Source organism: Pseudomonas sp. SH10-3B (assembly GCF_019891415.1).
In the GTDB taxonomy this organism is placed as follows: domain Bacteria; phylum Pseudomonadota; class Gammaproteobacteria; order Pseudomonadales; family Pseudomonadaceae; genus Aquipseudomonas.
Window position 1 is genome coordinate 139,839 of record NZ_JAFLXD010000009.1, and the last position, 26,855, is coordinate 166,693.

Sequence of the window (26,855 nt, forward strand, 5' to 3'; positions counted from 1 at the left end):
AAGGTTGTAGGACTTTGCGTGTCAATCTCCCAATATATGGGACTGTTATTTATATATTGAGATATTGTCTGCTGTAGGTTTATATTCGCCCATCTGCTTTTTTCAGCACCCACTCATTTCAGGTGAAGCGATGCAGGCGCAATTGATCGCGCTCGATTGGGGGACCAGCTCCCTTCGTGCTTACAAACTCGGCCCCGCAGGCGCAGTGCTGGAACAGCGTTCACTGGCGTCGGGCATCATGCATTTGCCCTCTGAGCCCCGGGACATCGCGGGTGTGCGCTGCAGCGATGGCTTCGAGTTGGCGTTCGATGCGGCGTGCGGCGATTGGCTCGACGCCCAACCCAGTCTTCCGGTGATTGCCTGCGGCATGGTCGGCAGCGCCCAAGGCTGGAGTGAAGCGGCGTATCGCAATACGCCGGTCGACGTCGCCAGCCTGGGCCAGGCGTTGCACACGGTACGCAGCCTGCGCGGTGTCGATGTGCATATCGTCCCCGGCGTGATCGAGCAGGTCGGCTTGCCCAACGTGATGCGCGGTGAAGAAACCCAGGTGCTGGGTGTGCTGCAAAGCCTGTCGGCCGCTGGTGAATTGCTGATCGGCCTGCCCGGCAGTCATTCCAAATGGGTTGAGGTGGTGGACGGTTGCATCACCCACTTCGATACCTTCATGACCGGTGAACTGTTCGCGGTGCTGAGCAAGCACAGCCTCCTGGGGCGTACGCAAAAGGTCTCCGAGCAGTTCCAGGCCGAGGCTTTCGACCGCGGCGTTCAAGTGGCGCTGTCAAACGATGGCCAGCGCGGCGTGCTGTCGACCTTGTTCAGTGCGCGCACCCTGGGCCTGACCGCCGAACTCACCCCTGAGCAGCAGCCCGATTACCTGTCCGGCCTGCTGATCGGCCATGAACTGGCCGGCTTGCCAGCCAGTGCACGGCACATCCCCATCATCCTGGTGGGCGCCGGCCCGCTTTGCGTGCGCTACCAACGTGCCCTCGCCCTCTGCGGTTTCGCCCACGTCAGCCTGGCGCAGGAAGCGACCGAGCGCGGCCTATGGCAACTGGCAGTGGCCGCCGGGCTCACTCAACCTGCAACGGAGGCCTGACATGCTCAAGCAAGCACTCGCACAAAACGGTTTGATCGCGATCCTGCGTGGCGTGCGCCCGGACGAAGCCCAGGCGGTCGGCCAGGCGCTGTACGACGCCGGGTTTCGCGTGATCGAAGTCCCACTCAATTCGCCGGACCCTTACACCAGCATCCGCACCCTGCGCGACAGCCTGCCCGCCGATTGCCTGATCGGCGCCGGTACGGTGTTGACGCCTGCGCAGGTCGAGCAAGTGAAAGCCGCCGGTGGCCAAGTGATCGTTATGCCCCATAGCGATGCCAAGGTCTTGCGCGCCGCCAAAGCCGCTGGCCTGTACCTGTCGCCGGGGGTGGCCACACCCACCGAAGCGTTCGCCGCGCTGGATGAAGGCGCCGACGTGTTGAAACTGTTCCCGGCCGAGCAAATGGGCCCTTCTGTGATCAAGGCGTGGCTGGCGGTATTGCCGGCAGGCACGTTGCTGCTGCCGGTGGGCGGCATTACCCCGGACAACATGCAGGTGTTTATCGACGCCGGCGCCAAGGGGTTCGGGCTGGGTTCCGGGTTGTTCAAACCGGGTATGACAGTGGATCAGGTAGCGAGCCGTGCCCAGGCTTATGTCGCCGCCTGGAAAGCCCTGAACTGAGATCAAGTTCCGCGCCCACAGGCGCTGCATCTATAAGAGAGATAACAGATGAAAATCACCAAACTGACGACCTTTATCGTCCCGCCGCGCTGGTGCTTCCTCAAGGTCGAGACCGACCAGGGCGTGACCGGCTGGGGTGAGCCCGTAGTCGAAGGCCGCGCTCACACCGTGGCCGCTGCCGTCGAGGAACTGTCCGACTATCTGATCGGCAAAGACCCACGCAATATCGAAGACATCTGGACGGTGCTCTACCGCGGCGGCTTCTACCGTGGCGGCGCCGTGCACATGAGTGCACTCGCCGGTATCGACCAGGCGCTCTGGGACATCAAGGGCAAGGCCCTGGGCGTTTCCGTCAGCGACCTGTTGGGTGGCCAGGTACGCGACAAGATTCGCGTGTACTCATGGATCGGTGGCGACCGTCCTGCCGACACCGCTCGCGCCGCCAAAGAGGCCGTGGCCCGTGGTTTTACTGCGGTGAAAATGAACGGCACCGAAGAGTTGCAGTTCGTCGACAGCTTCGAAAAAGTCGATCTGGCCCTGGCCAACGTCGCGGCCGTGCGCGATGCAGTCGGCCCTAACGTCGGCATCGGCGTCGACTTCCATGGCCGGGTGCACAAACCCATGGCCAAGGTGCTGATGAAAGAGCTGGACCCTTACAAACTGATGTTTATCGAAGAGCCGGTGCTCAGCGAGAACTACGAGGCCCTCAAGGAACTGGCGCCGCTGACCAGCACCCCGATTGCCCTGGGCGAGCGCCTGTTCTCGCGCTGGGACTTCAAGCGCGTGCTCAGCGAAGGCTACGTCGACATCATCCAGCCGGACGCTTCCCACGCGGGCGGTATCACCGAAACCCGCAAGATCGCCAACATGGCCGAAGCCTACGACGTGGCCCTGGCCCTGCACTGCCCGCTGGGCCCGATTGCGTTGGCGGCGTGCCTGCAACTGGATGCGGTTTGCTACAACGCGTTTATCCAGGAGCAAAGCCTGGGCATTCACTACAACGAGAGCAATGACCTGCTCGACTATGTGCGCGACCCGGGCGTATTCGACTATGACCAGGGCTTTGTGAAGATCCCCAACGGGCCGGGCCTGGGCATCGAGATCAACGAGGAATACGTGATCGAACGCGCAGCCATCGGCCACCGCTGGCGCAACCCGATCTGGCGCCATGCTGATGGCAGCTTTGCCGAGTGGTGATGTCTGCCTGAAAGAACACGGTCAAACATGTGGGAGAGGCTTGCTTCTTCCCACATGTTGATCCGGTTTCTGCAGAAGTCCCATCTTCAACAAACATAAGAATAGGCACCTACCATGCAACCTGGATCCTTGAGCGGGCAGGCTTCTTTAGTCACGCCTACCCGAAAGCGTTACTTCATCATGGTGCTGCTGTTTATCACCGTGGTGATCAACTACCTCGACCGCAGCAACCTGTCGATTGCCGCCCCGGCACTGACCAGTGAGCTGGGCATCGACCCGGTACATGTCGGGCTGATTTTCTCCGCGTTCGGCTGGACGTACGCCGCCATGCAGATCCCCGGCGGCTGGCTGGTGGACCGGGTACCGCCGCGTATCCTCTACACCGCCGCCCTGTTGCTGTGGTCCATCGCCACCGTGATGCTAGGTTTTGCCGCCAGCTTCATTGCGCTGTTTGTGCTGCGCATGGCGGTGGGTGCCCTGGAAGCACCGGCTTACCCCATCAACAGTCGCGTGGTCACCAGTTGGTTCCCCGAGCGCGAGCGCGCCACGGCCATTGGCTTCTACACCTCCGGGCAGTTTGTCGGGCTGGCGTTCCTGACGCCGGTCCTGGCCTGGTTGCAGCACCATTACGGCTGGCACATGGTATTTGTCGTGACCGGTGGCGTGGGCATTGTGTGGGCGGCGATCTGGTATGCCCTGTATCGCGAGCCCCGTGACTTCAAAGGCGTCAACGCCGCTGAAATCGAATTGATCCGCGAAGGTGGCGGGCTGGTGGACTTGAGCGCACAAGCGAGCAAGAGCAAGGCGCCCTTCAGTTGGGTCGACCTGGGCATTGTCCTGAGCAAGCGCAAGTTGTGGGGTATCTACCTGGGGCAGTTCTGCCTGAACTCCACGTTGTGGTTCTTCCTGACCTGGTTCCCGACCTACCTGGTGAAATACCGCGGCATGGACTTCATCAAGTCCGGCATGCTCGCGTCACTGCCCTTCCTCGCGGCTTTCGTCGGCGTGCTGTGTTCGGGGTTGTTTTCCGACTGGCTGATCCGCCGTGGCGCCTCGGTGGGGTTTGCCCGCAAGTTGCCGATCATCAGCGGCCTGTTGATCTCGACGGCGATCATTGGCGCCAACTTCGTCGAATCGACACCGTTGGTCATCGCCTTCCTGGCCCTGGCGTTCTTCGGTAATGGCCTGGCCTCGATCACCTGGTCGCTGGTCTCGACCCTTGCCCCGGCGCGTCTGCTGGGACTGACCGGCGGGGTGTTCAACTTCATCGGCAACCTGGCGGCGATTGCCACGCCGATCGTCATCGGTTTCCTGGCCAGCGGCGATTCGTTTGCCCCGGCGATCACCTACATCGCCGTACTGGCGCTGTTAGGCGCACTCTCCTATGTGCTGCTGGTGGGCAAGGTCGAGCGGATCGAGCTGTAAGCAGTGGGCGGCCTGCGGGCCGCCCGTTGGCCGGGCTCAGGGCACCGACATTTCGTTACGGAACACATTCAACGGATCCCAGCGTTGCTTGGTTCGGCGCAGGCGGTTCTCGATGATCGTGTTGGGGAAGAAAATTCCATACCACAGGGGGTTCTTGGCGTTCGCGGGATTGCCACCGAGGTGGGTCATGTCCAGGTCGGGGTAGTTGATGTAGCAGCCCTCGAACTCCGGGTCATTGGGAACGCCATTGGTGAATGCAGCGTAATAGAGCCCGCGGATCCAGTCGGCATGGGCGCGGTCGATGGCGTCATCGTCGGCGTGCCAGTAACACTGCGGTTGCCATTTGAGGTACGAGGAGCGTTGCGCGGCTGACGTCTGCGCCAGGATCGGGCCGTCCATCTGGTTGATGCGCCCGCCAAATGACTGGATCTGGATCAGGCTCTGGGTCAGGTATTGCTCGGGGTCCGGCAAGGTCAGCGTCGTCCAGATCGCGTCCAGCACGCGCTGTGTAAACCCGCCTTTCTGATACGCCGATTTATACCGCCCGCGCTGATTGTCACCGGAACCGTTGAGCGATTGGGTGGCGTACAACCAGTCCAAACGCCTGGCGGCCTCATGGGCACTCTGCAGGGAGTCGACCCGGCGACCCTTTTGCCCGCCACGTGGCTGATGCACGACGTGGAACGGCAGGAGCGACTCCGTCGCACCGACACCCACCGCGGCCTGCATGCTGCTGACAAAGTCGTCGAAAGGCGCCAGGTCATCGAGCTTCCCGTCCTTGTCGACGTAGTGGATGCCCAGGGTCACGTTGCCAGTGTTCAAATGACGCATTTCCAGTTTGGTGGCCAGGCCCCAGGTTGCCGGGTCGGCCTGATGGTCCACGAACCAGTTTTGATAGGCGTGCAGCAAACGTTCGAGGGCGGCGCGTGTGAGGTCTGACCAGTCCCATTCCAATGGCAGCCAAAGCACTTCGTCCGGGGCTGGCGGCAGCGTCTTGAAATAGTAACTGGTGATGATGCCGAACTGCCCGCCACCGGCGCCGCAACAGGCGGCGAACAGGTCCAGCTCATCGGTGTCGAGGCTGTTACGGGACACATGGACAGGTTCAAGACCCGAGCCGGAGGCATTGGCGACCAGCAGGTCGACGCCGTCCAGCCAGTCGCAGACCAGCCCGTATTTACGCGACAGCAGACCATAGCCGCCGCCGCAGATATGTCCGCCCAGTCCCACCGAATAGCAGGATCCACTGGGCAGCGCCTTGCCTGCCAATTTGTACAGCGCGACGCTGGTGTCCCAGTTCTGGCAGCCGGGCTCCAGGCGGAATGCATAGCGATGGGGCGAAGCGGGTACCAGCACTGAGCTGATCAGGCCGTTGGGGTCGTAGGCCAATTGGTTGATCTGGCCGATGTCCAGGATCGACAACACCTCGCCTGGCGCATCCGGCATCTTGTTAGAGACAAATCCTTCATAGCAATGCCCGCCGCTGCGCACCGTGATACGGCCATTGGGCACAGCCAGGGCCTGGGCGGCTGCGTCGATGATGTCTTGTGGGTTGTGGCAGAGGTAGATCTGACTGGCGCCGTTGGGTGAAGACTCGCCCTGGACGTTGCCCAATGGCCAGCGCAGGTTGAAACCCTTTTGCAACGTGGAATGACGACGGTCCGAGGGGGTGATGAGATCAAATGCCATGATGGACTCCTGGGAGACGATAATGACTTCTGATGCAGCTAACTTAACGACCGGCAACGCAAGAAGGCGTGACTTGCAGAGGTGGTTAGACGGCAATAGGCACGAAGTGTGTTGAGGGGGGGTGTGTTCCCCCTCAAGCCTAGCCTATATAGAAAAAAACCGGATCAGTTCAGCACGCCGTCCAGAATTTCATAGACGATACCGGTACCCACCGCGATCAACACCACATCCGGCCCCGAACGGCGCCATTCATAACCTGGATAGACCGGCAGACGCGCCAGGGCACGGTTGTCCAGGCGCTCGCCGTAGTAGCCAGGCGGCAGGGGGCGGCCGCGCACCAGGCGTACATTCGGCGGCGGCGGTGCGCCCCGGGAGAACTGGCCGTGATTGTCGTGGATGATCTGCCGCACCGGACCGAAGTCCTGGGGTGGTCCGCCGCGACGGTTGTCCTGCGGGCCGCGATGGTCGTCGCCACGTTGCTCGTGCTGGCCTTGCGGGCCACCCCGGTCGTCACCGCGCGGGTCGGGCGGCGCGGCCTGCACCAGGGCGCTGGCGCCAAGCACCAGCACGCCAAGACCTGCAATCACGGATTTAGGCATTTTCATCGGGCATTCCTCAGGGCACACAAACAAAAAAGGGATCCCGAACGCGGTTCGAAATCCCTTGGTCTTGCTGTTTAGGCTGTGATTGCGCGCGTTGATTCCTCTGTATCAGGAACTTTACCTGCCGCTGACGGAGTCGTTACGACTTTTTATCGAGTCGTTGCTTCCAACTGGCAAGCTTCTCCAACGTAACGTTGAGGTCTTTGCGCAGCGCTTCTTGGTTTGTGTTGATCGCCGGCTGGCTGCCGATATCTGCGAACTGACTGACCGTGATTTTTTTATAGGGCGAGTCCACCACGTTGCGAAGGATAGGGTCGAGTCGTTCCGCGTCCCCCAACGCTTTACGAAAGCCACCGTCGAGCATCGAACTCCTCGCGGAGAGATTGCTGCCTAACGCGCCATCGACCAAGCGCGTTGCCCGCACCATCAAGCCCATATGACGTGTCAATCTGGGGGTCCCATCGCTGCGTTGGCGCAGATAGCCCTCGTCCCTGTCCTTGCTCGTCAGCTGCTTGGCCGCACGGTCGCTTTCGGTGCTGAATTTAGCCGCCAGAGGCGCGTTCTTTTGGATATTGGCTTGGACGTCTTGCAAGTGTTGGATTCGAGTTTCGATCGAATTTTTCTGCTCGGTATAGAAATCCACTTTGTGCTGCATTGTTTGCAGGCTATGAAAAGAGGTAATGGGCATAGGGCCTCGCTGCGTTGTTAAGAAAACGGAACGTCGGATGACTGGGTGGGCGGCGGCCTATGCGCGGCCCATTGCTTCAAAGGTTTGTCTAAGCGCGTTGACCGACGGCGTCGCCAAATCGGCAGGCGCGCTGGCCCTTCGCCGTGGTGCCGCGAGAGGCGGTTGGATGTAGGCATCCATTACCTGGCTGATTTCCGGCAAGCTCGATCGGAGTGCGGGGATCGGGGCGTTGAGCTCAGAAGCTTTGAAGAAAACAGTGCGGGGGGCTGGCGTCGGCTTTTCGGCGTCGGCAGGCGACAGGTTTTTGTCTGGCTCGGTGACCGCTGCGGGCGTCGGGGTCTGCTCCAGTTTCTGCGCCGGGACCGGATAGTTGCCAATCAGCGCCTGCGATCGGCTGTTGAGTGTTGTCAGCGCGATCTTTTCACCCGGTTTCGCCAGGGTGACGGGCTCGGTGACCGCTGCGGGCGTCGGGGTCTGCTCCAGTTTCTGCGCCGGGACCGGGTAGCTGCCAATCAGCGCCTGCAATCGGCTGTTGAGTGTTGTCTGCGCGATCTTTTCACCCGGTTTCGCCAGGATGACGGGCTTGGTGGCGGCTGGGTTGATGGGGGCGTCAGAATATCCGGCATCGCGGATATGAAGTGTGTCGCGCAGGCTCATATTGGGGCTGAACTTCCAGCCTCTTTCCTTGGAGTAGCGCAGGTAACCATTCTCGTGAGGGGATTCACTCAGTTGCCTGGACAGGTCCTGGAGGTCTTTCAACTCCCGCAGGATCGGTGAGGCGAGAGATTTTTCATGCTCCGCCGGCGGTGGGGTCGCAGGGAATATGTGGGGCAAGGCAGAAACAGCATTGATGGTCATGATCACAGATCCTTTCTGGCGTTTTTCTAACCAAAGTCGCCGAAGGATTATCAGTGAAGGGTGTAAATGCTGTTGAAGCCAACGTCTGACGTTGGGGTAAGAGAAGACGTTAAAGAGTGAAGTCCATCAGTCTTCGCGAGAGGGGGCAGTATTCCAGCTGCCCCCCTCTGAAGGCTTAGCCTACACGGGCGTTACGCACACCTGCCGATAGCGCTGCGCAATGGCTCAAGACGCCATCGATCGCCTGCTGGTCGTTGTCAGCGTTGGCGATGTGATCAATCAGCGCCGAACCCACCACGACACCGTCTGCCAGGCGTGCAATAGCAGCGGCCTGTTCCGGCGTGCGGATACCAAAACCGATGCTGATCGGCAGGTCGGTATGGCGGCGCAGGCGGGTCACGGCTTCTTCGACGTGTTCCAGGGTCGCGGCACCGGCACCGGTCACACCGGCCACGGATACGTAGTACACAAACCCGGAGCTGCCGTTGAGCACGGTCGGCAGGCGCACGTCATCGGTGGTCGGCGTGGTCAGGCGGATAAAGTCGATACCCGCCGCCTGGGCCGGGTCGCACAGCTCGCCGTTATGCTCGGGTGGCATGTCGACCACGATCAGGCCGTCGACGCCGGCCTCTTTGGCGTCAGCGATGAACTTAGGCACACCGTATTTGTGGATCGGGTTGAAGTAGCCCATCAACACCAGCGGGGTATCGTTGTTGTCCTTGCGGAACTCACGCACCATCTGCAGGGTTTTCAGCAGGTTCTGCTTGGCGTCCAGCGCGCGGATGTTGGCCAGCTGGATGGCCGGGCCGTCTGCCATCGGGTCGGTGAAGGGCATGCCCAGTTCGATCACATCGGCACCGGCGGCCGGCAAGCCTTTGAGGATCGCCAGGGAGGCGTCATAACCGGGGTCGCCGGCGGTGACGAAGGTCACCAGGGCGGCGCGGTTTTGTTCCTTGAGTTGCGCAAAGCGGGTTTGCAGGCGGCTCATTTAGTGTTTCTCCTGCTGAGACTGTTCCATATGGTGCATCACGGTCTGCATGTCTTTGTCGCCACGGCCGGACAGGTTGACCACCATCAGGTGATCCTTCGGCAGGGTCGGTGCGCGCTTGAACACTTCGGCCAGGGCGTGGGCGCTTTCCAGGGCAGGAATGATGCCTTCCAGGCGGCAGCATTTGTGGAAGGCATCGAGGGCTTCGTGGTCAGTCACCGAGGTGTACTGGACGCGGCCGATATCGTGCAACCAGGCGTGTTCCGGGCCTATCCCGGGGTAGTCGAGGCCGGCGGAAATCGAGTGGGCGTCGATGATCTGGCCGTCGTCGTCCTGCAGCAGGAAGGTACGGTTGCCGTGCAATACACCCGGTACGCCGCCGTTGAGGCTGGCGGCGTGTTTGCCGGTCTCGATGCCGTGGCCGGCGGCTTCAACGCCGATGATCTCGACGCTGGTGTCGTCCAGGAACGGGTGGAACAGGCCCATGGCGTTGGAACCGCCGCCGATGCATGCCACCAGGCTGTCCGGCAGGCGGCCTTCCTGGGCTTGCAGCTGGGTACGGGTTTCCTTGCCGATCACGGCCTGGAAGTCGCGCACCATCGCCGGGTACGGGTGCGGGCCAGCCACGGTGCCGATCAGGTAGAAGGTGTCGTCGACGTTGGTGACCCAGTCGCGCAGGGCTTCGTTCATCGCGTCCTTGAGGGTGCCGGTGCCGGCGACCACCGGGATCACTTCAGCACCCAACAGCTTCATGCGGAACACGTTGGCCTGCTGGCGCTCGATGTCGGTGGTGCCCATGTAGATCACGCATTGCAGGCCGAAACGCGCGGCCACGGTGGCGGTTGCCACGCCGTGCATGCCGGCGCCGGTTTCGGCGATGATGCGTTTCTTGCCCATGCGCCGCGCCAGCAGGATCTGGCCGATGCAGTTGTTGATCTTGTGCGCGCCGGTGTGGTTCAGCTCTTCGCGCTTGAGGTAGATCTTGGCGCCGCCGCAGAACTCGGTCAGGCGCTCGGCGAAGTACAGCGGGCTTGGGCGGCCGACGTAGTCGCGCTGGAAGTAGGCCAATTCTTCGTTGAACGCCGGATCGATCTTGGCCGCTTCGTATTCGCGGGCCAGGTCGAGGATCAACGGCATCAGGGTTTCGGCGACGTAGCGGCCGCCGAACGCGCCAAACAGGCCGTTGGCGTCAGGGCCGTTGCGCAGATCGGTCTGGGACTGAGTCATGGGACGCTCCAGTTAGGAATTTGTGTAAGAAGCAATGACGGCCACTCTACCCCTCACATCCAGTGCTGAAAACCGATAAGATCGCTGCAACCTGTCAGGAAAACTCACAGATGAGCCGAGACCTACCGCCCCTCAATGCCTTGCGCGCGTTTGAAGCCACCGCTCGGCTCAACAGTGTCAGCCAGGCTGCCGAGCAATTGCACGTGACCCATGGCGCGGTCAGCCGTCAGTTGAAGGTGCTGGAAGAACATCTGGGTGTCAGCTTGTTCATCAAGGATGGGCGCGGCCTTAAACTCACAGATGCAGGTGTGCGGTTGCGAGATGCCAGCACCGAGGCGTTCGAGCGCTTGCGGGACGTGTGCGCCGAACTCACCCACGCCAGCGCCGACGCGCCGTTCGTGCTTGGCTGCTCAGGCAGTTTGCTGGCGCGCTGGTTGATCCCGCGCCTGGGCCGCTTGAATGCCGACCTGCCGGACCTGCGCCTGCACCTGTCGGCGGGTGACGGCGACCTCGACCCCCGACGCCCCGGCCTCGACGCTTTGCTGGTCTTCGCCGAACCGCCGTGGCCGGGGGATATGCAGGTGTATGAGCTGGCGAGCGAGCGTATTGGCCCGGTGATGAGCCCGCGTTTTGCCGGTTACGAGCGCCTGCGCCAGGCGCCGCCGCACGCCTTGTGTGGCGAAGCTTTATTGCACACCACTTCGCGTCCGCAAGCCTGGCCCAGTTGGGCGCAACAGCACGGCATCGAGCCCGGCGCGCTGAAACACGGCCAGGGTTTTGAGCATTTGTATTATTTGCTGGAGGCGGCAGTGGCGGGTTTGGGCGTGGCGATCGCGCCAGAACCGCTGGTAGCAGAGGACCTGCGCGCGGGGCGCCTGGTGGCGCCGTGGGGTTTCAGTGAAACCCCGGCGCACCTGGCGTTGTGGCTACCCAAGCGCGCCGCAGACGGGCGCGCGGGTCAGTTGGCGCAATGGCTCAAGGCTGAGCTGTTGCGCCAGCCGGTATAGCCGGTCAATCAGTCACCGCGTTTGCACAGCAGATAAGCCGCCAGCAGGCCCAGTGCGCCAACGGCAACGCCGGCGGTAGTCCATGGGTGCTCTTGTGCGTAGTCACGGGTGGCGACACCGGTTTCGCGGATTTTGACTTTGCTTTCTTCGTAGGCATCGCTGATCAGGTGACGGGAGTGCTTGAGGGCATTCTCGGCATTGCTTTTCAGGGCCTTCAGCGTTTTGCGCGACTCATCGGACGCATCGTCCTTGAGGCTCTCAAGGGACTTGAGCAGGCTCGAAATCTCGGCTTCCATGCTTTCCAGCGACGCTTTGCGTAAAGAAGTGTTGGCCATTTGGACTCTCCTGAAGTGATTGAGTGGCGTGTGTAGATACCGACTGCGGCCGTTTCAGAAAGTGCAGTAAATCTGAACTTTCAGGTAGGAACGGTCGCCAGAAGCAGTACGAACATTGACTGCTACGCTCACTAGAGACCTCAGGAGAAACGCTATGACTGATCATCACACGTACAAGAAAGTCGAACTGGTTGGCTCGTCGACCACTTCCATCGAAGACGCGATCAACAATGCCCTGGCGGAAGCCAACAAGAGCATCAAGCATCTGGAATGGTTCGAGGTGACGGAAACCCGTGGTCATATCAAGGACGGCAAGGTTGCCCACTACCAGGTCACGCTCAAGGTGGGGTTCCGAATTGCCAGTAGTTGATCGCACCGGTTGAACTTGCCGACTGGCCGATTGCCATAACCTGCGCTACAACCAATGGGTGCCGACGCCATCAGCGTCGGCACGCTTTTTTCGATCAGCGCAAGGAAAGTAACGGATGAAGAAGTTCCTGTTAGCGGTAGGTTTGTTGAGCATTGCGGGCACAGCCCTGGCGGCGGGCAAGCCTTGTGAAGAGCTGAAAAGTGAAATTGCAGCGAAAATCGACGCCAAGGGCGCTTCGGGTTATTCGCTGGAAGTGGTGGATAAAGGCGCTTCGACCGACGCTAAAGTGGTCGGCACCTGCGAAGGCGGCACCAAGGAAATCGTCTACAAGCGCGGTTGATCCCGTGTGGCAGACATAAAAAACCGACGCGGGTGCGTCGGTTTTTTTTCGCCTGGGGGTTTAGCCCTTCATCAACTGCGCCAGCAGTTCGTAGGAATGAATCCGGTCGGCGTGTTCGTACAGGTCGCAGGTGAAGATCAGCTCGTCGGCACCAGTTTGCTCGATCAGCACTTCCAGCTTGGCGCGGATCTTCGCCGGGCTGCCTACCATCGCCAGGCCAAGGAAACTGCCGACCGCCTCTTTCTCATGGGGCAGCCACAGGCCGTCCATGGTCTTCACCGGTGGGCGCTGCACCAGGCTTTGCCCGCGCATCAGCGCGAGGATGCGCTGGTACACCGAGGTGGCCAGGTAGTCGGCGTGCTCATCGGTATCTGCGGCAACCAATGGAATGCCGAGCATCACGTAAGGCTTGTCCAGCACGGCCGAAGGCTTGAAGTGGTTGCGGTACACGCGAATCGCTTCGTGCATCAGGCGCGGTGCGAAGTGGGAGGCGAACGCGTAGGGCAAACCGCGTTCACCGGCCAATTGTGCACTGAACAGGCTGGAACCCAGCAGCCACACCGGCACGTTGGTGCCGGTGCCGGGTACTGCAATCACCCGTTGGTCCGGGGTGCGTGGGCCGAGGTAGGCCATCAGTTCGGCCACGTCTTCGGGGAAGTCGTCGGCGCTGCCGGAGCGTTCACGGCGTAGCGCGCGGGCGGTCATCTGGTCGGAGCCGGGCGCGCGGCCCAGGCCCAGGTCGATACGGCCGGGGTAGAGGCTTTCCAGGGTGCCGAACTGCTCGGCGATCACCAGCGGTGCATGGTTGGGCAGCATCACGCCGCCGGAGCCGACGCGTATCGTTGAGGTGCCGCCGGCCAGGTAACCCAGCAAGACCGAGGTGGCGGAGCTGGCGATGCCATCCATATTGTGGTGTTCCGCTACCCAGAAACGGTTGTAGCCGAACTTTTCCACATGCTGGGCCAAATCCAGGGAATTGCGCAGTGACTGCGCCGGGCTGCCGTTGGCGCGCACCGGGACGAGGTCGAGGGTCGAGAATTTTACGTCGGACAGCGATTTCATAAGCCTGCTTCTCCAATGGGGGCGCAGGCTTCCTAGACGAACCAAAACCTGCCGCTTCAATGTGCATGTCCTATGCAATGAGGGCATATACCCGAGATTCAATAGGGAAGGTTAAATTTCCTACTTAATCGCTAGGTTTCTCCGACAAGATGAACTTTGCCGGGGGGTCTATCCTCAGAACCCTGACTGACGCAAAACCATCGTTCGAGGAGAAAGCTATGAGTATCGTTAAAAAAGCATCCGCGCATTGGGAAGGTGATCTGAAGACTGGCCTGGGTTCCATTTCCACCGAAACCGGCGTGCTGCGCGAAGCGCCTTACGGCTTCAAGGCCCGCTTCGAGGGCGGCAAGGGCACCAACCCGGAAGAACTGATCGGCGCGGCCCATGCCGGCTGTTTCTCCATGGCCTTTTCCATGATTCTCGGCGATGCCGGGCTCAAGGCTGACAGCATCGACACCGAGGCCGAAGTGACCCTTGACCAGGTCGATGGTGGCTTCGCGATCACCGCCGTGCACTTGGTGCTCAAGGCCAAGATCCCAGGCGCGAGCCAGGCGCAGTTCGATGAGCTGAGCAAGAAGGCGAAGGAAGGGTGCCCGGTGTCCAAGGTGTTGAATGCCAAGATCAGCCTGGATGCCACGCTGGTCAGCTGACACTGCAGGTCCACTGTGGGAGGGGGCTTGCTCCCGATAGCGGTCTATCAGTAACCGAGATGTTGACTGATGCACTGCTATCGGGAGCAAGCCCCCTCCCACATTTTGTTCTGCGTTAAATCAGAACTCGTGTTTCCTCAATGTGGTCCTATAGCCTATGCAGCCTTAGGCGCACACTCGTGCGCATGCATTCAGGGAGCTTCACACATGAAACGTTTTGCCTTGGCGATCATCTGCGGTGTATTGGCCACATCGGTCGTGGCCGCTCCAAAAGATTGTGAAGAGCTCAGGAAAGAGATCGAAGTGAAGATCCAGGTCAAGGCGATTCCGTCCTACACCCTGGAAATCATCACCGCCGAAGAAGCCAAGAATCATGACAGCGCGATGATTGTCGGTACGTGCGAAAACGGCACCAAGCGCATCATCTACCAGAAAAATAACGACTGATCACAGGCAGTTGACGCTGCGTTCTTCAGCCAGCAATTGGCGAGCGGTGTTATACAGCCGGATATTCGGCGTGAAGGCCAATGAGCGCCCTTCCAGGCGATAGCGTTGGCCGGCCTCGAAATGGTCGTACTGCAGGGTGATAAAACAGGTGCGGTCGGCCGTTTGCCCAAAGCCATTGAGGCTGCCGCCGGTCGGCACCTCGAAATCAAAACGCACCATCAGCTCATGACTGCCCGGTGGCACCTGGAAGTAGCGCCCGTCCGGCAGGCTCTTGCCGTCCAGGCGCTGCGCCATCACCAGCTTGGCGCCCGGTGTCGGGGTGGCGAAATCGATCCAGGCTTGGTGAGGGTCCACCGGGGGAAGCGGGGTCGACGCGCAGGCGCTGAGGAACACAGCGACGACGGCAAGCAACAACTGGCGCATGGCAGGTACTCAACGTGAGGAGAGGTTTGAGTATAAACACGCCGCGCCGTGGAAAAATCCCCTTCAGGCGCGATAGTCTGGCGAACAAATCACCCAGGAGCGGTCGAGGCATGGTCAGGCGTTTTCTTCCAGGGTTGATAGTTGTACTGCTCAGTGGCTGTTCCAGTGTCAGTTACTACAGCCAATTGGCGGGCGGCCAGTGGCAGCTGTTGCGGGCTCGGGAGCCGGTTGCCGAGGTCATCGCCGATCCATCGCGGCCGCAGTTGCTGCGTGATCATTTGGCTCAATCACAGAAAGCTCGAACCTTCGCCAGCGAGCACCTGCATCTGCCGGACAACCAAAGTTACCGGCTGTATGCCGATATTGGCCGACCTTATGTGGTCTGGAATGTCTTCGCTACGCAGGAATTTTCCCTGGCGCCTCAAACCCATTGCTTCCCCATTGCCGGATGCGTGGCCTATCGCGGCTATTACAGCCAGGGCGCGGCACGGGGTGAGGCGGCGTTGTTGCGCCAGCAAGGCATGGACGTGTCGATGGGGGGTGTCGAAGCCTATTCCACCCTGGGATGGTTCAACGACCCGATCATGAACTCAATGATGAATTGGGGCGACGAACGCCTGGCCACGCTGATCTTCCATGAGTTGGCGCACCAGCGTTTCTACGTGAAGGACGACACCGAGTTCAACGAGTCATTTGCCAGCTTCGTCGAGCAGGAAGGCACCCGCCAGTGGCGCGAGGCCCAGGGCCTGGCGCCGCTGGGTAACTCGACGCGGCAGCAGCGGGACCAATTTACCCAACTGATCCTCGACACGCGTAAACGCCTGGAAAAACTCTACGCGCAACCGCTGTCTGCCGACGCAATGCGCCAGGCCAAGGCGGCCGAATTCGAGGATTTGCGCCGTGAGTACCGGCAACTGCGCGATAGCCAATGGGGCGGGGACAAGCGTTATGACGCCTGGATGAACCTGCCGATGAACAATGCGCGGTTGTTGCCGTTCGGGCTGTATGACCAGTGGGTGCCGGCGTTTGCGGCGTTGTTTGCGCAGGAAGGTGGGGATTGGCTGAAGTTCTACGCGGCGGTGGAGAAGATGGGCGAGTTGCCGGTGGTGCAGCGCAAGGCTGCGTTGAGGCGGTTGGAAGGGGTTGATCTGTAGGGCCTCATCGGGGGCAAGCCCCCGATGGCGGTCTCAGGGCCGCTGCAAAAACGCCTGATGCATTTCAGCCAACGTCTCAAAGTGCCAGGTCGGCGCCTCAGCATTCAACTCTTCGAAACTGCCAAACCCATAACCGACAGCCGCCGAATCCAACCCATTGCTGCGCGCTCCGATCAGGTCGTGCTTACGATCACCAATCATCAAGGTGGTGGCCGGGTCCAGGCCTTCTTCGCTGATCAAATGTGCAATCAACTCGACCTTGTTGGTGCGTGTCCCGTCCAGTTCGCTGCCGTAGATCACCTTGAAGTACCTGGCAAAATCGAAATGCCGCGCGATCTCGCGGGCAAATACCCACGGCTTGGAGGTGGCGACATACAGCTGGCGACCCTGTTTGCTCAGGTCTTCGAGCAGCGGCATCACGCCGTCGAACACGCGGTTTTCATACAGCCCGGTGACCTTGAAGCGCTCGCGATAGAAATTCACCGCCTCCCAGGCCTTGGTCTCATCGAAGTCGTAGAACTGCATGAAGGCTTGCAGCAACGGCGGACCGATGAAGTGTTCGAGTTTGCTCAGGTCGGGCTCGTCAATGCCCAGTTTGCCAAGGGCGTACTGGATCGAGCGGGTGATGCCCTCGCGTGGGTCGGTGAGGGTGCCATCCAGGTCGAACAGCACGGTTTGGTAATGGAGGGTCATTGGTCGAATCCTTCAGCCAGGTGCAGGTCTTTGAGCTTCACGTAGTTCGCCGCGCTGTAGGTGAAAAAGGCGCGTTCCTTGTCAGTCAGCGGGCGGATTTGTTTAACCGGGCTGCCGACATACAAAAAGCCGCTGTCGAGTTTCTTGCTCGGTGGCACCAGGCTGCCGGCGCCGATAATCACGTCGTCTGCCACCACGGCGCCGTCCATCACGATGCTGCCCATGCCGATCAAAATCCGGTTGCCCACCGTGCAGCCGTGCAGCATGACTTTGTGGGCGATGGTCACGTCATCGCCGATCAACAGCGGAAAACCGTCCGGATTGAAGGGGCCGGCGTGGGTGATGTGCAGCACACAGCCGTCTTGCACGCTGGTGCGCGCGCCGATACGGATGCGGTGCATGTCGCCGCGAATCACGGTCAGCGGCCAGACCGAGCTGTCGGTGCCGATTTCGACATCGCCGATCACCACCGCCGAAATATCGACAAAAGCCCCGGCGCCCAGGGTTGGCGTGTGGTTCTGATAGGTGCGAAGGGTCACGATAGCCTCTCTCTTATGTGCTGATAGCTGCGGTGGACGTTGATTGTAATTAAGATGGCCCCATCTTTGTTCTTACATGTTTCTTCAGCCAAGGTGCCAACCGTGAGCGCGAACAACCCTCTTCTGCAGTCCTACGACCTGCCGCCGTTCTCGGCGATCCGTGCCGAACACGTGCAGCCGGCCATCGAACAGATCCTCGCCGACAACCGTGTTGCCATCGAAGGCATCCTGCAAAGCCAGGGTAAAAACCCGACATGGGCCGGTCTGGTGCTGGCCATGGACGAATTGAATGATCGCCTGGGCGCCGCCTGGAGCCCGGTCAGCCATCTCAATGCCGTGTGCAACAGCGCCGAGCTGCGCGAAGCCTACGAGGCGTGCCTGCCGGCATTGAGCGCCTACTCCACCGAGATGGGCCAGAACCGCGCGCTGTTCCAAGCCTTCGAGGCCCTGGCCAACAGCCCGGAAGCCGCCGGGTTCGACGTGGCGCAAAAAACCATCCTTGAACACTCCCTGCGCGACTTCCGCCTCTCGGGTATCGACTTGCCGCCTGAGCAGCAAAAACGTTACGCCGAAGTGCAGAGCAAGCTGTCCGAGCTGGGCAGCAAATTCTCCAACCAACTGCTGGACGCCACCCAGGCGTGGACCAAGCACGTCACCGACGAAACCACCCTCGCCGGTCTGACCGATTCGGCCAAGGCGCAGATGGCCGCTGCCGCGCAGGCCAAAGGCCTCGACGGTTGGCTGATCACCCTGGAGTTTCCGAGCTACTACGCGGTCATGACCTACGCCCAGGACCGCGCCCTGCGTGAAGAAATCTACGCGGCCTACTGCACCCGTGCGTCAGACCAGGGCCCGAATGCCGGTCAGAACGATAACGGCCCGGTGATGGAACAGATCCTCGACCTGCGTCAGGAGCTGGCCAAGCTTTTGGGTTACGCCTCGTTCTCCGAGCTGAGCCTGGCCACCAAGATGGCCGAGTCCAGCGACCAGGTGCTGAGCTTCCTGCGTGACCTGGCCAAGCGCAGCAAGCCGTTCGCTGCCCAGGACCTGCAACAGCTCAAGGCCTACGCCGCCGAACAAGGCTGCGCCGACCTGCAAAGCTGGGACAGCGGTTTCTACGGCGAAAAGCTGCGAGAGCAACGCTACAGCGTGTCCCAGGAAGCCCTGCGCGCCTACTTCCCGATCGACAAGGTGCTGGGCGGCCTGTTCGCCATTGTGCAGCGTTTGTACGGTATCGAGATCGCCGAGCAAAAAGGTTTCGACACCTGGCACCCGGATGTTCGCCTGTTTGAAATCAAGGAAAACGGCCAGCACGTCGGCCGCTTCTTCTTCGACCTGTATGCCCGCGCCAACAAGCGTGGCGGTGCCTGGATGGACGGCGCGCGCGACCGCCGCCGCACCATCGACGGCGTGCTGCAAAGCCCGGTGGCGAACCTGGTGTGCAACTTCACCCCGGCCGACAGCGGCAAGCCCGCCCTGCTGACCCACGATGAAGTGACCACCCTGTTCCACGAATTCGGCCACGGCCTGCATCACCTGCTGACCCGCGTTGAGCATGCCGGTGTGTCCGGTATCAACGGCGTGGCGTGGGATGCAGTGGAATTGCCGAGCCAGTTCATGGAGAACTGGTGCTGGGAGCCGGAAGGCCTGGCGCTGATCTCCGGCCACTATGAAAGCGGCGAGCCACTGCCCCAGGACCTGCTGGAAAAAATGCTCGCGGCGAAGAACTTCCAGTCCGGCTTGATGATGGTGCGCCAGTTGGAATTCTCGCTGTTCGATTTCGAATTGCATGCCACCCATGGCGATGGCCGTAGCGTGGCCCAGGTGCTCGAAGGCGTGCGCGATGAGGTGTCGGTGATGCGTCCTCCGGCCTACAACCGTTTCCCCAACAGCTTTGCGCATATCTTTGCCGGCGGTTATGCCGCGGGTTACTACAGCTACAAATGGGCCGAAGTGCTGTCGGCGGATGCCTTCTCCAAATTCGAAGAAGACGGCGTGCTCAATGCCGAGACCGGCCGTGCCTTCCGCGAGGCGATCCTGGCGCGTGGCGGCTCCCAGGCACCGATGGTGCTGTTCGTCGACTTCCGCGGACGAGCACCGTCGATTGACGCACTCTTGCGCCACAGCGGCCTGAGTGAGGACGCAGCAGCATGAGCGAAGGGCCTGTGATTACCAAAAAGCAATTTATCGCCGGGGCGGTCTGCCCGGCGTGCAGCGAGCCGGACAAGTTGAAGATGTGGACCGAGGACAGCGTGCCGCATCGCGAATGCGTGGCCTGTGGGTATACCGATACGCTGAATGATCAAGGTCTGTCGGTGCCCAAGGAATTGGGCACGCGGGTCAATACATCGGCGTTGAAAGCGCCGGACCCGAAGGTGCAGGCGGTGCAGTTTTTTCCTAACCCGAAGCTGAAGAAAGACTGAAGAAACCGCACAACCCCCCTGTAGGAGCGAGCTTGCTCGCGAAGAATCAGAGAGCGCCGCGTTCCTCCAGAAGGCCTGCGTCATCGTTAACGTTCTTCGCGAGCACGTTCGCTCCTACAATGGTTTCTCCTTCTGGCTTGATGTATCGAGCCAGCCGTTCATGGAACACAGGGCAAACGCGCTGGTGCTGCAATCGCCATTCGCCAAGGCTGTGCGCAACTTGTCGATATCGGCCTTCATCATGTAGCGAACGCCATCCTTGAAGCCGTTACTGGTGCCGAAACCGCCCAAGGTCATCTCGTTCAGCGCCTCCTCCTTGCTCCAGCCCTGAATCACCACACGGTACATCGCTGCTATCAGGCCGGTGCGGTCAGAACCGTGCTTGCAGTGCATCAGCACCGGGCCATTGGCCTCCGCTTCCTTGATCGCCCTCAGTGCCGCCAGTACGTCGGCGTCATCCACATGATTGGTGCGATAACTCAACTGAACCTGACGAATGCCGGGAGCCTTCAGCCAGTCGCTATCGGGCTCGGGCAGGAAGTTGATCACGGTGCCGATCTTGAGCTGTTCCAGCAACGGCGCTGCACGGCTGTCCGGGAGTGCGCTGCGATAGAGCGTGGGCGTCATTTGATGCAGGTTGTAGCGGTCGCCTACGGGTTGGGCCCATTCGGGGGAGCGAATGGACACAGCTTCATCGGCCTGCGCAAACGCCGTATTGAACAGTGCCATAAGCGCCAGGCCGAGGGCCGGCAACCAGTGATGCTTGAGCATGGGCGACGTAACCATAGGGGAAATGGGTTGATAGCGCCCAGAGTCAGTCACAGAGGGTCAAGGAGGTGTGAGGTGCCCGTCAAAGAATCGTGAATCCTTAATCTTTAGTCGCTGAAACGATTCTCTCGATGCTTAGGCTGCTATCATTTGTAACTATTGTCTGCCGCTGCGCTCTATCCCCTTGGATCACCTGGATCCAATTTGCCGCTCGACAAAGCCAAGCCACTCCCTAGAAGCGGCTGACAACCCCGTGACCACATGATGAGGTGCCACCATGTCTGATCAAGATCAAGACAACCCCCGGCGTGACTTTCTGCGCAAATCCTTGACCTTGATCCCGGTGGTCACGGTTGCCAGCACCGGCCTTGGCGGTTCGATGCTGATGGCGACGCCTGCGCCGGTCGAGGCCGCGCCGGCTAAGCCTGTAGCCAGCGAAAAAGCCTACGAGCCAAGCTATTTCACTGCCGAGGAATGGGCGTTTATCAACGCTGCCGTCGAGCGTCTGATCCCGGCCGATGCCCAAGGCCCCGGTGCCCTGGAAGCCGGCGCGCCGGAGTACATCGACCGTCAGATGAACACGCCGTATGCCAGCGGCGCCCTGTGGTTCATGCAAGGTCCGTTTAACGCCGATGCTCCACCGGAGATGGGCTGGCAGAGCAAATTGGTGCCCAAGGACATCTATCGCCTGGGTATTGCCGCGACGGATGCCTGGTCGAAGGCGTTCAACGGCAAAGCTTTTGCTGCGCAAGACAGCGCTACCCGAGACGATATGTTGCGGCGCCTGGAGGCGGGTGGCAGTGAAGTCACGGCACATTTTGACGCAGTGCCACCGAAGATGTTCTTCAACCTGCTGCTGCAAAACACCAAGGAAGGGTTCTTCTGCGACCCGATCCATGGTGGCAATAAAGGCATGGTCGGCTGGACCATGATCGGCTTCCCCGGCGCCCGCGCCGACTTTATGGATTGGGTGGAACGCAACGAGCAATACCCCTTCCCGGCAGTTTCCATCCGCGGCGAGAGGGCATAAACGTGGCGACCATCATGAAGAAAGTGGATGCGGTGATTGTCGGCTTCGGCTGGACCGGCGCGATCATGGCCAAGGAGCTGACGGAAGCCGGACTGAACGTGGTAGCGCTGGAGCGCGGCCCGATGCAGGACACTTACCCGGACGGCAACTATCCCCAGGTCATCGACGAACTGACCTACAGCGTGCGTAAAAAACTCTTCCAGGACATCTCCAAGGAGACGGTGACGATTCGCCATAGCGTGAATGACGTTGCCTTGCCTAACCGTCAACTCGGCGCGTTTTTGCCGGGTAACGGCGTGGGCGGTGCGGGCTTGCACTGGTCGGGCGTGCATTTCCGTGTCGATCCGATTGAACTGCGCATGCGCAGCCATTACGAAGAGCGTTACGGCAAGCATTTCATTCCCAAGGACATGACCATCCAGGACTTCGGCGTGAGCTACGAAGAGCTGGAGCCGTTTTTCGACTATGCAGAAAAAGTCTTCGGCACCTCTGGCCAGGCCTGGACCGTGAAAGGCCAGGTGGTGGGCGAAGGGCGTGGCGGTAACCCCTATGCGCCGGACCGTTCCAACCCGTTTCCGTTGGAAGCGCAAAAGAACACAGTCTCCGCACAGCTGTTTCAGAAAGCGGCCGCCAGCGTCGGGTATAAGCCCTACAACCTGCCGTCAGCCAATACCTCGGGGCCTTACACCAACCCCTACGGCGCGCAGATGGGCCCGTGCAACTTCTGCGGTTTTTGCAGCGGTTACGTGTGCTACATGTACTCCAAGGCCTCGCCGAACGTGAACATCCTGCCGGCGCTGCGCCAGGTGCCGAATTTTGAGCTGCGGCCTAATTCCCACGTGCTCAAGGTCAATCTGGACAGCACCAAGAGCAAGGCCACCGGCGTGACCTATATCGACGCCCAGGGCCGAGAGTGCGAACAACCGGCAGACCTGGTGATCCTCGGCGCGTTCCAGTTCCACAACGTGCGGTTGATGCTGCTGTCGGGCATCGGCAAGCCTTACGACCCGATGACCAATGAGGGTGTGGTGGGCAGGAACTTTGCCTACCAGAACATGGCCACCATCAAGGCGTTCTTCGACAAGGACACCCACACCAACAACTTTATCGGTGCCGGCGGCAATGGCGTGGCCATCGATGACTTCAACGCCGACAACTTCGATCACGGGCCCCATGGCTTTGTGGGCGGTTCGCCGATGTGGGTCAACCAGGCCGGCAGCCGGCCGATTGCCGGTACGTCCAACCCGCCCGGCACACCGGCCTGGGGCAGTGCCTGGAAGCGCGCCACCGCCGATTACTACACCCACCAGGTGTCGATGGATGCACACGGTGCCCATCAATCCTACCGGGGTAACTACCTGGATCTGGACCCGGTCTACCGCGATGCCTACGGCCTGCCGCTGCTGCGTATGACGTTCGACTGGCAGGAAAACGACATCAAGATGAACCGCTTCATGGTCGAGAAAATGGGCAAGGTCGCCGAAGCGATGAACCCCAAGGCGATTGCGGTGCTCGGCAAAAAAGTCGGTGAGCACTTCAACACCGCGTCGTACCAGACCACCCACCTCAACGGTGGCGCGATCATGGGGACCGACCCGAAAACCAGTGCGCTGAACCGCTACTTGCAGTGCTGGGATGTACACAACGTGTTTGTCCCCGGCGCATCCGCTTTCCCACAGGGCCTGGGCTACAACCCTACCGGCCTGGTGGCGGCATTGACCTACTGGTCGGCCCGGGCGATCCGCGAGCAGTACCTGAAAAACCCCGGCCCGCTGGTTCAGGCATAAGGAGCGATGACCATGAAAGCATTTGTTATCGCGACGTTTGCCCTGCTCAGCAGTTGCTCGATCAGCGCCGCTGAAACCGACCTGATCAAGCAGGGCGAATACCTGGCCCGCGCCGGCGACTGCGTGGCCTGCCACACCGCCAAGGGCGGCAAACCGTTCGCCGGTGGCCTGCCAATGGAAACCCCCATCGGTGTGATCTATTCCACCAACATCACCCCGGACAAGACCGGCCTGGGCGACTACAGCTTCGAGGACTTCGACAAGGCCGTGCGTCACGGCGTCGCCAAGAGTGGTAGTACGCTTTACCCGGCGATGCCCTACCCGTCTTATGCGCGCGTCAGCGAAAGCGATATGCGGGCGTTGTATGCGTACTTCATGAAGGGCGTGGAGCCGGTCGCCCAGGAGAACAAGGCCAGCGACATTCCGTGGCCGTTGAGCATGCGTTGGCCGTTGGCGGCGTGGCGCTGGATGTTTGCCCCGGAGGTGGCGGATAAACCGGCCGTGGCGGGTGCAGACCCAGTGATCAGTCGCGGCGCCTACTTGGTGGAAGGCCTTGGCCACTGTGGCGCGTGTCATACACCACGCGCCCTGACCATGCAGGAAAAAGCCCTGAGCGCGACTGACGGCAATGCCTTTCTGTCCGGCAGTGCGCCACTGGAAGGCTGGATCGCCAAGAGCCTGCGCGGCGATCACAAGGACGGTCTCGGCGGTTGGAGCGAGGAGCAACTGGTGCAATTCCTCAAGACCGGTCGCAGTGATCGCAGTGCCGTGTTTGGCGGCATGAGCGATGTGGTCGTCCATAGCATGCAGTACATGTCGCAAGACGACCTGACCGCTATCGCGCGTTACCTCAAAAGCCTGCCGGCGGTGGACCCGAAAGACCAGCCGCACCAGTATGACAAGCAGGTGGCTGAGGCGCTGTGGAAGGGTGATGACAGCAAGCCCGGCGCGTCGGTGTATATCGACAACTGCGCGGCCTGTCACCGTACCGATGGCCATGGTTATACGCGGGTGTTCCCGGCGCTGGCGGGCAATCCGGTGCTGCAGACGGCGGATGCCACGTCGTTGATCAACATCGTGTTGAACGGCGGCACGTTGCCGGCCACTCACACGGCGCCGTCGACCTTTACCATGCCGGCGTTCGCCTGGCGTCTGTCGGACCAGGAAGTGGCGGATGTGGTCAGTTTCATTCGTGGCAGTTGGGGCAATAAAGGTGCGCCGGTGAAAGCCGGCGAAGTAGCGGACCTGCGCAAGAACGACATGCGCACCACCTCGGGCGATGACCTCGGGCAGGTCACACAAAAGCACTGACCGCCAAACGGCACTGGTCAGGAACCGTGCGCCTCGATACTGTATATAAAAACAGTATCGAGGCGCCTTCATGTCTACTCCGTTGCCGCCCCGTGGTCGGGGCACGGCCACCAACCTGCATAACCGCTTTGCGCCCACCATCAGCGTGGCGGAGGACGACGGCTGGTACCAGGAAGTACCGCCCACCCAGGGCACCGAAGTGCGCATCGAGACGGCCAAGACCATCATCACCCGCAACAACTCGCCAGACCTGCCGTTCGATCGCTCCATCAATCCATATCGTGGCTGCGAGCATGGCTGCATCTACTGCTATGCGCGGCCCAGCCACGCTTATTGGGACATGTCGCCGGGGCTGGATTTCGAAACCAAGCTGATCGCCAAGAGCAACGCGGCCGACGTGCTGGAGCAGCAGCTATCGAAGCCGGGCTATGTGTGTGCGCCGATCAACCTGGGCTCTAACACCGACCCGTACCAGCCCATCGAGCGTGAATACAAGATCACCCGGCAGACGCTCGAAGTGCTGCTGCGCTATCGGCACCCGGTCACGATTATTACCAAGGGGTCGTTGATCCTGCGCGACCTCGACCTGCTGGCTGAGCTGGCCAGGCAGCGCCTGGTAGCGGTGATGATCAGCCTCACCAGCCTGGACGACGAACTCAAGCGCATCCTGGAACCGCGCACGGCGGCGCCCAAGGCGCGGTTGCGGGCGATACGGGTGATGCGCGAGGCCGGTATCCCGGTGGGTGTGCTGTGCTCACCGATGATCCCTATGATCAATGACAGTGAGCTGGAGAGCCTGCTCACCGAGGCGCACGCCGCCGGTGCCCAGAGTGCGGCGTACATGATGTTGCGCCTGCCCCTGGAGGTGGCGCCGCTGTTTGAGGAGTGGCTGGCGGCGCATTACCCGCAGCGTGCGGCCCATGTGATGAGCCTGGTGCGCCAGGTGCGCGGTGGTGAGGTGTATGACAGCCGCTTCGGCGTACGCATGCGCGGTGAGGGGCCGTTTGCCGACCTGCTGGCCCAGCGCTTCAGCAAGGCGATCAAACGCCTGGGGCTGAATCGGCGAGAAGGCTTCAATCTGGATTGCACGGCGTTCTGTCCACCGGGCAGGCAGATGGCATTGTTGTAGACTGATGAGGAGGAATGCACCTTCCTTGTAGGAATAGTCGCGTTTTGACATCACTGAAACCCGCGATCTAGAGCGGTTCATTCAGTTTGAGTTAAGTTTCGGTGGTTACCTTGTTCAGCGAGTGACTGATGAGTCGGCAGCCTGGTTTGTGGTTTTTACAACTATTTCACTGGCCTGGCGTCGAACTGACCTGAAAACTCCCCTGCATTAATCAAGAGGATGAATCATGAGTGACAAGGATAAACAGCCGTTGGCTGCGTCGGCTTCAGCCCCTCAGGTGGCGGAGTCTGCCGATGCAGCGCTAAAACATATCGTTGACGGCTTTTTGCATTTCCATCACGACGTCTTCCCGCAGCAGGAAGAACTCTTCAAGAAACTCGCCACGGCCCAGAGCCCACGGGCGATGTTCATTACCTGCGCTGACTCGCGCATCGTGCCTGAGCTGATTACCCAAAGCTCTCCCGGCGATCTGTTTGTGACCCGCAACGTCGGTAACGTCGTGCCGCCTTATGGGCAGATGAACGGCGGCGTTTCCACTGCCATCGAGTACGCCGTACTGGCCTTGGGCGTGCAGCACATCATCGTGTGCGGGCACTCCGATTGTGGCGCCATGCGTGCGGTGCTGAACCCCGCCAGCCTGGAGAAGATGCCGACGGTAAGGGCCTGGCTGCGGCACGCCGAAGTCGCCAAGTCCATGGTCGAGGACAACTGCGACTGTGCCAACGAAGGCGAGAGCATGAAAGTGCTCACCGAAGAAAACGTCATCGCCCAACTCCAGCATTTGCGTACCCATCCCTCGGTGGCGTCGCGCATGGCCAATGGTCAGCTGTTTATCCACGGCTGGATCTACAACATCGAGACCAGTGAAATTCGAGCCTACGATGCTGATCAGTCGGCGTTCCGACCGTTGAGCGGCGAAGGGCCGATTCCTTCCGCGACGCCTAAAGCGCGCTTCTAAAACACTTCCCTGCCGGGTAAAGCGGTGGCTGCCATGG

At 60.8% G+C, this 26,855-nt stretch carries 29 protein-coding genes; 17 read left to right on the plus strand and 12 right to left on the minus strand.

The window, feature by feature from the left end:
• Nucleotides 1-130 precede the first annotated feature (130 nt).
• The 4 genes from J1G35_RS09840 (at nt 131) to J1G35_RS09855 (ending at nt 4,340) form a co-directional block, all read left to right on the plus strand.
• Nucleotides 131-1,096 (plus strand): 2-dehydro-3-deoxygalactonokinase, encoded by a 966-nt coding sequence (locus J1G35_RS09840; RefSeq protein ID WP_223014804.1) that lies wholly within the window; start codon nt 131-133, stop codon nt 1,094-1,096.
• Between the two features lies 1 nt (nt 1,097).
• Entirely contained in the window at nt 1,098-1,718 is a 621-nt protein-coding gene (locus J1G35_RS09845; RefSeq protein ID WP_223014805.1) for a 2-dehydro-3-deoxy-6-phosphogalactonate aldolase, read from the plus strand.
• Between the two features lie 48 nt (nt 1,719-1,766).
• The gene (dgoD, locus tag J1G35_RS09850) at nt 1,767-2,915 is read left to right on the plus strand and encodes a galactonate dehydratase (RefSeq protein WP_003170741.1); all 1,149 of its coding nucleotides are present in this window, start codon (nt 1,767-1,769) and stop codon (nt 2,913-2,915) included.
• Between the two features lie 114 nt (nt 2,916-3,029).
• Nucleotides 3,030-4,340: an MFS transporter gene (locus tag J1G35_RS09855; protein WP_053127385.1), complete on the plus strand. Its 1,311-nt coding sequence runs from the start codon at nt 3,030-3,032 to the stop codon at nt 4,338-4,340.
• 36 nt (nt 4,341-4,376) lie between these two features.
• Here J1G35_RS09855 and J1G35_RS09860 read toward each other — a convergent pair whose 3' ends face one another.
• From J1G35_RS09860 to trpB, 6 genes are all read right to left on the minus strand, one after another.
• Nucleotides 4,377-6,029, minus strand: coding sequence for a BBE domain-containing protein (locus J1G35_RS09860; protein WP_223014806.1), 1,653 nt, complete (start codon nt 6,027-6,029; stop codon nt 4,377-4,379).
• A gap of 164 nt (nt 6,030-6,193) precedes the next feature.
• Entirely contained in the window at nt 6,194-6,634 is a 441-nt protein-coding gene (locus tag J1G35_RS09865) for an anti-virulence regulator CigR family protein (protein WP_053127382.1), read from the minus strand.
• Nucleotides 6,635-6,770: 136 nt separating this feature from the next.
• Nucleotides 6,771-7,319 carry a hypothetical protein gene (locus J1G35_RS09870; RefSeq protein ID WP_223014807.1) on the minus strand — a complete coding sequence of 183 codons (549 nt, stop codon included), beginning with the start codon at nt 7,317-7,319 and terminating at the stop codon, nt 6,771-6,773.
• Nucleotides 7,320-7,376: 57 nt separating this feature from the next.
• The gene (locus J1G35_RS09875) at nt 7,377-8,177 is read right to left on the minus strand and encodes a hypothetical protein (protein ID WP_223014808.1); all 801 of its coding nucleotides are present in this window, start codon (nt 8,175-8,177) and stop codon (nt 7,377-7,379) included.
• A 175-nt stretch (nt 8,178-8,352) separates the two neighbouring features.
• Nucleotides 8,353-9,165: a tryptophan synthase subunit alpha gene (trpA, locus tag J1G35_RS09880; protein ID WP_053127376.1), complete on the minus strand. Its 813-nt coding sequence runs from the start codon at nt 9,163-9,165 to the stop codon at nt 8,353-8,355.
• On the minus strand, nt 9,166-10,392 hold the full coding sequence (gene trpB / locus J1G35_RS09885) for a tryptophan synthase subunit beta (RefSeq protein ID WP_053127374.1): 1,227 nt from the start codon (nt 10,390-10,392) through the stop codon (nt 9,166-9,168).
• 110 nt (nt 10,393-10,502) lie between these two features.
• Here trpB and J1G35_RS09890 point away from each other — a divergent pair, with 110 nt between their 5' ends.
• Nucleotides 10,503-11,399 (plus strand): LysR family transcriptional regulator, encoded by an 897-nt coding sequence (locus J1G35_RS09890; protein WP_223014809.1) that lies wholly within the window; start codon nt 10,503-10,505, stop codon nt 11,397-11,399.
• 8 nt (nt 11,400-11,407) lie between these two features.
• Here the strand turns inward: J1G35_RS09890 and J1G35_RS09895 are convergent, their stop codons facing one another.
• On the minus strand, nt 11,408-11,734 hold the full coding sequence (locus J1G35_RS09895) for a DUF883 family protein (RefSeq protein ID WP_003170746.1): 327 nt from the start codon (nt 11,732-11,734) through the stop codon (nt 11,408-11,410).
• 154 nt (nt 11,735-11,888) lie between these two features.
• Between J1G35_RS09895 and J1G35_RS09900 the strand changes: the two genes are divergently transcribed.
• Complete coding sequence (locus J1G35_RS09900) at nt 11,889-12,104, plus strand: dodecin (RefSeq protein ID WP_053127372.1); 216 nt, start codon at nt 11,889-11,891, stop codon at nt 12,102-12,104.
• Nucleotides 12,105-12,219: 115 nt separating this feature from the next.
• Nucleotides 12,220-12,444 (plus strand): DUF1161 domain-containing protein, encoded by a 225-nt coding sequence (locus J1G35_RS09905; RefSeq protein WP_005783407.1) that lies wholly within the window; start codon nt 12,220-12,222, stop codon nt 12,442-12,444.
• 60 nt (nt 12,445-12,504) lie between these two features.
• On the opposite strand, the gene J1G35_RS09910 is transcribed toward J1G35_RS09905, so the two are convergent.
• Entirely contained in the window at nt 12,505-13,506 is a 1,002-nt protein-coding gene (locus tag J1G35_RS09910; RefSeq protein ID WP_053127370.1) for an LLM class flavin-dependent oxidoreductase, read from the minus strand.
• Nucleotides 13,507-13,724: 218 nt separating this feature from the next.
• Between J1G35_RS09910 and J1G35_RS09915 the strand changes: the two genes are divergently transcribed.
• Together J1G35_RS09915 and J1G35_RS09920 are read left to right on the plus strand one after the other, a co-directional pair.
• Nucleotides 13,725-14,156 (plus strand): OsmC family protein, encoded by a 432-nt coding sequence (locus J1G35_RS09915; protein ID WP_053127368.1) that lies wholly within the window; start codon nt 13,725-13,727, stop codon nt 14,154-14,156.
• A gap of 207 nt (nt 14,157-14,363) precedes the next feature.
• Complete coding sequence (locus J1G35_RS09920; protein ID WP_223014810.1) at nt 14,364-14,603, plus strand: DUF1161 domain-containing protein; 240 nt, start codon at nt 14,364-14,366, stop codon at nt 14,601-14,603.
• Here the strand turns inward: J1G35_RS09920 and J1G35_RS09925 are convergent, their stop codons facing one another.
• Nucleotides 14,604-15,026, minus strand: a complete 423-nt coding sequence (locus J1G35_RS09925) for a hypothetical protein (RefSeq protein WP_223014811.1) — start codon at nt 15,024-15,026, stop codon at nt 14,604-14,606.
• A gap of 110 nt (nt 15,027-15,136) precedes the next feature.
• On the opposite strand from J1G35_RS09925, the gene J1G35_RS09930 reads away from it, so the two are divergent.
• Complete coding sequence (locus tag J1G35_RS09930) at nt 15,137-16,180, plus strand: aminopeptidase (protein WP_223014812.1); 1,044 nt, start codon at nt 15,137-15,139, stop codon at nt 16,178-16,180.
• Nucleotides 16,181-16,213: 33 nt separating this feature from the next.
• On the opposite strand, the gene J1G35_RS09935 is transcribed toward J1G35_RS09930, so the two are convergent.
• Nucleotides 16,214-16,873 (minus strand): HAD family hydrolase, encoded by a 660-nt coding sequence (locus J1G35_RS09935; RefSeq protein WP_053127360.1) that lies wholly within the window; start codon nt 16,871-16,873, stop codon nt 16,214-16,216.
• Nucleotides 16,870-17,412, minus strand: coding sequence for a gamma carbonic anhydrase family protein (locus tag J1G35_RS09940; protein ID WP_223014813.1), 543 nt, complete (start codon nt 17,410-17,412; stop codon nt 16,870-16,872). Before J1G35_RS09940 ends, J1G35_RS09935 begins: the two co-directional genes overlap by 4 nt.
• 54 nt (nt 17,413-17,466) lie before the next feature.
• Here J1G35_RS09940 and prlC point away from each other — a divergent pair, with 54 nt between their 5' ends.
• Together prlC and J1G35_RS09950 are read left to right on the plus strand one after the other, a co-directional pair.
• On the plus strand, nt 17,467-19,566 hold the full coding sequence (prlC, locus tag J1G35_RS09945; protein WP_223014814.1) for an oligopeptidase A: 2,100 nt from the start codon (nt 17,467-17,469) through the stop codon (nt 19,564-19,566).
• Nucleotides 19,563-19,835 carry a YheV family putative zinc ribbon protein gene (locus tag J1G35_RS09950; RefSeq protein ID WP_027608125.1) on the plus strand — a complete coding sequence of 91 codons (273 nt, stop codon included), beginning with the start codon at nt 19,563-19,565 and terminating at the stop codon, nt 19,833-19,835. The genes prlC and J1G35_RS09950 overlap by 4 nt, the downstream gene beginning before the upstream one ends.
• Nucleotides 19,836-19,949: 114 nt before the next feature.
• On the opposite strand, the gene J1G35_RS09955 is transcribed toward J1G35_RS09950, so the two are convergent.
• The gene (locus J1G35_RS09955) at nt 19,950-20,606 is read right to left on the minus strand and encodes a tyrosine-protein phosphatase (RefSeq protein ID WP_223014815.1); all 657 of its coding nucleotides are present in this window, start codon (nt 20,604-20,606) and stop codon (nt 19,950-19,952) included.
• 274 nt (nt 20,607-20,880) lie between these two features.
• Here J1G35_RS09955 and J1G35_RS09960 point away from each other — a divergent pair, with 274 nt between their 5' ends.
• The 5 genes from J1G35_RS09960 to J1G35_RS09980 all read left to right on the plus strand — a co-directional run bounded on the left by J1G35_RS09960 (nt 20,881) and on the right by J1G35_RS09980 (nt 26,818).
• Complete coding sequence (locus J1G35_RS09960; RefSeq protein ID WP_053127352.1) at nt 20,881-21,633, plus strand: gluconate 2-dehydrogenase subunit 3 family protein; 753 nt, start codon at nt 20,881-20,883, stop codon at nt 21,631-21,633.
• A gap of 2 nt (nt 21,634-21,635) precedes the next feature.
• Entirely contained in the window at nt 21,636-23,420 is a 1,785-nt protein-coding gene (locus tag J1G35_RS09965; protein ID WP_065946460.1) for a GMC family oxidoreductase, read from the plus strand.
• A gap of 12 nt (nt 23,421-23,432) precedes the next feature.
• Complete coding sequence (locus tag J1G35_RS09970; RefSeq protein WP_223014816.1) at nt 23,433-24,731, plus strand: cytochrome c; 1,299 nt, start codon at nt 23,433-23,435, stop codon at nt 24,729-24,731.
• Nucleotides 24,732-24,801: 70 nt separating this feature from the next.
• The gene (locus J1G35_RS09975; RefSeq protein ID WP_053127347.1) at nt 24,802-25,860 is read left to right on the plus strand and encodes a PA0069 family radical SAM protein; all 1,059 of its coding nucleotides are present in this window, start codon (nt 24,802-24,804) and stop codon (nt 25,858-25,860) included.
• 226 nt (nt 25,861-26,086) lie between these two features.
• A complete protein-coding gene (locus J1G35_RS09980; RefSeq protein ID WP_027608119.1) occupies nt 26,087-26,818 on the plus strand; it encodes a carbonic anhydrase in 732 nt (243 codons plus the stop codon).
• Nucleotides 26,819-26,855: the final 37 nt, after the last annotated feature.

Coding starts and splice junctions, on each gene's coding strand:
- J1G35_RS09970 (WP_223014816.1), top strand. CDS start 23,433: ATGAAAGCATTTGTTATCGCGACGTTTGCCCTGCTCAGCAGTTGCTCG.
- J1G35_RS09875 (WP_223014808.1), bottom strand. CDS start 8,177: ATGACCATCAATGCTGTTTCTGCCTTGCCCCACATATTCCCTGCGACC.
- J1G35_RS09980 (WP_027608119.1), top strand. CDS start 26,087: ATGAGTGACAAGGATAAACAGCCGTTGGCTGCGTCGGCTTCAGCCCCT.
- J1G35_RS09910 (WP_053127370.1), bottom strand. CDS start 13,506: ATGAAATCGCTGTCCGACGTAAAATTCTCGACCCTCGACCTCGTCCCG.
- trpB (WP_053127374.1), bottom strand. CDS start 10,392: ATGACTCAGTCCCAGACCGATCTGCGCAACGGCCCTGACGCCAACGGC.
- trpA (WP_053127376.1), bottom strand. CDS start 9,165: ATGAGCCGCCTGCAAACCCGCTTTGCGCAACTCAAGGAACAAAACCGC.
- J1G35_RS09905 (WP_005783407.1), top strand. CDS start 12,220: ATGAAGAAGTTCCTGTTAGCGGTAGGTTTGTTGAGCATTGCGGGCACA.
- prlC (WP_223014814.1), top strand. CDS start 17,467: ATGGCCCCATCTTTGTTCTTACATGTTTCTTCAGCCAAGGTGCCAACC.
- J1G35_RS09920 (WP_223014810.1), top strand. CDS start 14,364: ATGAAACGTTTTGCCTTGGCGATCATCTGCGGTGTATTGGCCACATCG.
- J1G35_RS09895 (WP_003170746.1), bottom strand. CDS start 11,734: ATGGCCAACACTTCTTTACGCAAAGCGTCGCTGGAAAGCATGGAAGCC.
- J1G35_RS09935 (WP_053127360.1), bottom strand. CDS start 16,873: ATGACCCTCCATTACCAAACCGTGCTGTTCGACCTGGATGGCACCCTC.
- J1G35_RS09845 (WP_223014805.1), top strand. CDS start 1,098: ATGCTCAAGCAAGCACTCGCACAAAACGGTTTGATCGCGATCCTGCGT.
- J1G35_RS09975 (WP_053127347.1), top strand. CDS start 24,802: ATGTCTACTCCGTTGCCGCCCCGTGGTCGGGGCACGGCCACCAACCTG.
- dgoD (WP_003170741.1), top strand. CDS start 1,767: ATGAAAATCACCAAACTGACGACCTTTATCGTCCCGCCGCGCTGGTGC.
- J1G35_RS09900 (WP_053127372.1), top strand. CDS start 11,889: ATGACTGATCATCACACGTACAAGAAAGTCGAACTGGTTGGCTCGTCG.
- J1G35_RS09925 (WP_223014811.1), bottom strand. CDS start 15,026: ATGCGCCAGTTGTTGCTTGCCGTCGTCGCTGTGTTCCTCAGCGCCTGC.
- J1G35_RS09950 (WP_027608125.1), top strand. CDS start 19,563: ATGAGCGAAGGGCCTGTGATTACCAAAAAGCAATTTATCGCCGGGGCG.
- J1G35_RS09860 (WP_223014806.1), bottom strand. CDS start 6,029: ATGGCATTTGATCTCATCACCCCCTCGGACCGTCGTCATTCCACGTTG.
- J1G35_RS09865 (WP_053127382.1), bottom strand. CDS start 6,634: ATGAAAATGCCTAAATCCGTGATTGCAGGTCTTGGCGTGCTGGTGCTT.
- J1G35_RS09890 (WP_223014809.1), top strand. CDS start 10,503: ATGAGCCGAGACCTACCGCCCCTCAATGCCTTGCGCGCGTTTGAAGCC.
- J1G35_RS09960 (WP_053127352.1), top strand. CDS start 20,881: ATGTCTGATCAAGATCAAGACAACCCCCGGCGTGACTTTCTGCGCAAA.
- J1G35_RS09855 (WP_053127385.1), top strand. CDS start 3,030: ATGCAACCTGGATCCTTGAGCGGGCAGGCTTCTTTAGTCACGCCTACC.
- J1G35_RS09840 (WP_223014804.1), top strand. CDS start 131: ATGCAGGCGCAATTGATCGCGCTCGATTGGGGGACCAGCTCCCTTCGT.
- J1G35_RS09870 (WP_223014807.1), bottom strand. CDS start 7,319: ATGCCCATTACCTCTTTTCATAGCCTGCAAACAATGCAGCACAAAGTG.
- J1G35_RS09955 (WP_223014815.1), bottom strand. CDS start 20,606: ATGCTCAAGCATCACTGGTTGCCGGCCCTCGGCCTGGCGCTTATGGCA.
- J1G35_RS09915 (WP_053127368.1), top strand. CDS start 13,725: ATGAGTATCGTTAAAAAAGCATCCGCGCATTGGGAAGGTGATCTGAAG.
- J1G35_RS09930 (WP_223014812.1), top strand. CDS start 15,137: ATGGTCAGGCGTTTTCTTCCAGGGTTGATAGTTGTACTGCTCAGTGGC.